General features: G+C 64.4%; 5 protein-coding genes. 3 read left to right on the forward strand and 2 right to left on the reverse strand.

Going from position 1 to position 4,499, the window contains the following annotated elements; translation table 11 throughout:
• Positions 1-541: 541 nt before the first annotated feature.
• Positions 542-1,246 (reverse strand): hypothetical protein, encoded by a 705-nt coding sequence (locus tag WAW17_RS15380; RefSeq protein WP_422333813.1) that lies wholly within the window; start codon positions 1,244-1,246, stop codon positions 542-544.
• A 107-nt stretch (positions 1,247-1,353) separates the two neighbouring features.
• Entirely contained in the window at positions 1,354-1,626 is a 273-nt protein-coding gene (locus WAW17_RS15385) for a hypothetical protein (protein ID WP_422333814.1), read from the reverse strand.
• Positions 1,627-2,103: 477 nt separating this feature from the next.
• Here WAW17_RS15385 and WAW17_RS15390 point away from each other — a divergent pair, with 477 nt between their 5' ends.
• Genes WAW17_RS15390 through WAW17_RS15400 form a run of 3 tightly spaced genes read left to right on the forward strand, consistent with a single transcriptional unit; the run spans position 2,104 to position 3,957 of the window.
• On the forward strand, positions 2,104-3,327 hold the full coding sequence (locus WAW17_RS15390; protein WP_422333815.1) for a hypothetical protein: 1,224 nt from the start codon (positions 2,104-2,106) through the stop codon (positions 3,325-3,327).
• A complete protein-coding gene (locus tag WAW17_RS15395) occupies positions 3,312-3,548 on the forward strand; it encodes a hypothetical protein (protein WP_422333816.1) in 237 nt (78 codons plus the stop codon). Before WAW17_RS15390 ends, WAW17_RS15395 begins: the two co-directional genes overlap by 16 nt.
• Before the next feature lies 1 nt (position 3,549).
• Positions 3,550-3,957 carry a hypothetical protein gene (locus tag WAW17_RS15400; protein ID WP_422333817.1) on the forward strand — a complete coding sequence of 136 codons (408 nt, stop codon included), beginning with the start codon at positions 3,550-3,552 and terminating at the stop codon, positions 3,955-3,957.
• Positions 3,958-4,499 lie beyond the last annotated feature (542 nt).

Raw genomic sequence — 4,499 nt, forward strand, 5'->3', positions numbered from 1 at the left:
GATGCGAAAGACTCAGTGGAACAACCCGACACACCAGGTCGGACGATCACTCACGCCCACACCCCATCCGCTGCCGGACAACCAAACTCACAACAACGCCATCAGCCGATCGGTGCATCCAGGCTTAGGGGGCCGACACCGTCGGCTAGGAGAAACTCCGCTCTCCCTAGAGAAGGGCGCGTTCAGCTCAGGCTGAACGCGTCCTTTTCGTTTGTGGCGCTTGACCTATGCGCCACACTGCCCGTGTTGCCGGTTTGGGCTGCAAAGCCGCCAGCAGGCTGGCCAGACGGCAGCGATAGGCCACCCACAAGCCGCGCCGCCGGGTAGCGCACAAGACCCTGCACACCGGTGCACAACCGGTAGCTGCCCGGAGGCAGAACCCATACACCGCCGCACCATTCGCGATCCTCGTCGTCCACGACTATCGTGCGGCCGAACCATCTGCGAATCCTCACGGCTCGACCGAGATACACGTCCGGCGCATCCGGCAGACTTCCGCCGGCGACGATCGCAGACCCCGGTTCACACGCCCCGGCCCTCATCAGATCCACTCATCCGACGGGTAACCGACATCAGCCAACCACTGGTCACTCGGGACTTGCCAGTCGAGGCCCGACCATTCGGTATCTCGGTCGAACCGCTCACGGCACGTCGGGCACGTCGGGAAAACCCGCAACGTCGCCCCACAGCCGACCAACAAGTAGTCATCCCAGGCACGACCACTCCCCGCATTCTCGTCACACCAGTAGCAGTCCCAGCACCCTCGGGCGATGAGCCGAGCGACCCGTCGCTGCGTCCACATCATCGGTACCGGCACAGCGAGCACCGTCGTAGTTCCGGTCGGCTGCATCGTCCGTTCTTCGGTGATGACGTCGCGGTGGATCACCGGCAGATCGTACGTCCAGATCTTGCTATGGACGATCACTGTTTCTGTCGGCGCGCCCCCGTGATCCAGCGCATCGAGCAGGAGTTCGTAGAGGTCGTCTCGTTCGCGCTGTGCAGCCGCAGAGGCAGTCTGCCGCTCGTGCTCCCGCAATTCGTCCGGGGTGTAGACAGTTTCCTTGTACGGTAGAAGGCCGCGCCCAGTGTTGCTAAGGATTCGCGGAAGCCACTGCCGGACGAACTTGATATCGAACATCGGCGGGACTTCTCTGGCGCGATCGATTCCTGCGCTGATCTCGGGATGGAACCTCGCCGCGGGCGACGGCTGGCGCACCTCACGCCCGTTCCGGTCGTTCGGAGTCATCACCTCTCCTAGCTGGTCAACCAGCGGATTCGGCTCGGGCGGCTCGCCGTATGCTATTGCTCGCAACGCCGAGTAGTTGTCGAAGTAGGGTCTCCAAACTGACTCACTCATTCGTCGCCACCTGTCATCCATGCGAGCGCCACCCGACGAGAGAACAGGTTCTTGTTGCCGCGCTTTACTCCTCGGAGTTCCTTATGCAGGACGGCGTCCCGCACCATACGGCGGGTGATGTGGTCGTTCATCGCGTTGAGGTACGCGAATACCTGCGGTTCGGACAGATTGGGAATGTCCAGCGGGTTGATCCCCGGAACGTTTGGAGCCGGACGGACTTCAGTCCGCCGGACGGTGATGGCCGCAGGGTCGATCGTTCGACGGGACATGCGATGCCTCTCGGGTAGAGAGAGACGCGTCCGCAGACAGCAGAAGAGCCGACCGCGAACACACCCCTCAGAAGGGTTGCTGTGTTCACTGGTCGGCCCACTCAAGGGATGCGGGGCTGCTCCAGGCTTTCACTGGGTCGTGTCCGCATCGGTACCGATAAATCACGAACCGCTTGAACGGCCCGGCGCCACTTTGCAGCGGCGCATACAACGTTTATACACGCACTGTACGCACCGTGCAACACCGCCTAATCTGATGTGGCCCAATGGTGTTAGGATGTGCGCAACGGGCAGTGCCCGCCTCGCAGTACCTCGGCATCCGGCCGGGATCGGCGGATTTTCGTATTACCCGCGTGACAGAGTCCGCGAATATTTCGAGCAATCAGCAGTACCAGTTCGGTCAGAGACCGGCTTCAGAACCTGAGCAGTGCTCGGTTCGCTCGCCCGTTAACTCTTGTACCGAATTGGAGCAGTACCGTGACGACCACACGTCCGGCCGACAACCGGCCCAGCTACACCCATCCGTTCGCGCATCCCGGTCGGGACGCCACTCCCGAGACTGCCGAGCCCATCGCTGCGCTCTACGCCTGGGGCGGAGACGGCGGCTACAGCACCGAAGGCGACGTGCTGGTGAACCAGACCGCCGACGGCGTAGACCTGAACGCCATCTGGGCGCAAGCCGCCACGGCGATGTCGCTCTACAACCGCGAGCGGTCCGCCTTGGCGGCGCTCATCAGCTACCCGACGATCAACGTCGGCGACGCAATCCCGCAGCAGGCCGCCAGCGACAACTTCGAAGAAGCCTCCGAGTTCGGAGAGCCTGTGGGACTACGTAATTCGCCGGATGCGCTGATCCTCGGTTACGACTTCAAGGACTTCGACCTCGCGTCGCGCATGACGTGGAAGTTCCTGCGCTCTGCGACAGCGGAACAAGTTGCTTCGTCAATCAACAGCGCGCTGGAGGCCGACAACCGTCTCGTGACCGGGACGCTGCTGCGACGACTGTTCAATCCGACACAGGGCCTGAACGAGCACGGCCACAGGACGTTTGGGATCTGGAACGGCACCGACGGCATGGCACCGCCCCCGCACGCCGGTCTGGAGTTCCCCTCCACGACGAGTCACTACCTCGCGTCGGGCAACGCGGCCATCGATCCCGGCGACCTGTTGGACGCGATCAACGCGGTGCGGCTGAAGGGCTTCGGCACTTCGGTGGATACGCGGCTGATCGTGCTGTGTCACCCCAACGAGGCCGAAGAGATCAGCACGTTCCGTGCGGGGATTGAAGCCAACGGCGTCACGTCGAAGTTCGACTTCATCCCGTCGGAGAGCGCCCCGGCGTACCTGACCGCAGAGAACGTGGTCGGGCAGATCGCGCCCGGTGAGTTCGGCGGCCTGGAGGTGCTCGGCAGCTACGGCCCGGTCTGGATCGTCCCGTCGTACTTCGTCCCCGCGGGCTACTTCGCCGTGGTGGCGACGGGCGGGCCGAATAGCGCCCGGAACCCGGTCGCGTTCCGCCAGCACACGAATCCCGCGTACCAGGGCTTGCGGATCATCCCGGGCCGCGACCAGCGGTACCCGTTGCAGGACAGCTTCTTTCAGCGGTCGTTCGGTTGCGGCATCCGCTACCGTAGCGCGGCGTGCGTCGTGCAGGTGACCACCGAGCTCACCTACACCGCTCCCACGTGGGCGTGGTCCTGATGAGCTGGCGCAACGGCGCGTACGGTCCCGTTGAGGACCTGCCCGTCGCTCAGGGTCACCCCGACGCCGGCGAGCACTCGTGGGGTCCGGGGCTGATTCCCCAGGGCCTGGAGGATGCGCTGCCGGCCGACGGCGGGCGGTATCGCGGCAAAGCGCCGAAGGCGGCCGAAACGAAAGGGTTACGCGCCCTGGCTGACGAGCTGGAACGACGGGGTAGCTGACATGGCCCGCCGACGGAATCAACGCCGCGACCGGCTGGGCCGCTTCGCGGGTACCGGGACCAAGGTCGCCAACACGGCGAAGGGCGCTCGCACTGCCGCGAAGTCATCGACGAAGACCGGAGCGACGAAGTCGCCACGGGGCGTCGGCAAGAGCTACGTCAGCGGCAGCTTCAGTAAGAATCTCGTCGTGGGCCAGGGCGGCGATTACAAGGGAGTGAAGCTCGGGGCTGAGTTCAAGACGCCGAAGGGCCGGGGCGTGCTCGTCAAGGGCATCGTCGGGTATCACGGTAAACCGGACCGCCGTGTCGAGATCAAGCCCGATCTGGACCTGAAGCAGAAGAAGCTCACCGTGAACGCGACGCCGAACCCCAACCGGCGAGCTTCGGCGGGCACGAAGCTCAAGAAGTAGCGGTTGACCTGCGGGCGGGGCCAGCCAACCACCCCAGCCGCGCCCGCAGCACAGCCCAGGCGACGCTGAGCACGGTCTTAAACGGCCACCCAGCCCAGCGCCACCCATACCGCCGCGTCCCGTCGGTTCCTTGCCTCTCCGGCGGGGCGCGGCACCCCAACTTCACGAACAACCCCACAGACTCTGCGGATCAAGCCGTCCCGGCTCCCGCGGATACAAATGGCCGTCGGGCGTGAGCATGCTCTGGCGACGGCGCGAGCAAGGCCCGGATCGACTTGTCTCCGGGTGGCTACTCATAGAAGACCCCGCGACGGAGTTCTCTCCGGTTCATCGTCGCGGGGTCTTCTGCTGTTCTCAGTAGGGCCGCGTGTTCAATCGTTTTGAGCCGGTGGCTCGCCCCCGTTGAGATACCAGTCGGGAGAGTCCCGTGGAGTGGTGGGAATTCGGTGAGGCGGCATAGCCCCTGGTGGGGGTGTGTCGTTGCCCGCATGTGGGTGGGCCATCGCGTAGTGATGAACGAGTTACCGACCAAAGTGACTCGA

Source organism: Rhodococcus sp. (in: high G+C Gram-positive bacteria), assembly GCF_049286785.1.
GTDB lineage: Bacteria > Actinomycetota > Actinomycetes > Mycobacteriales > Mycobacteriaceae > Rhodococcus_F.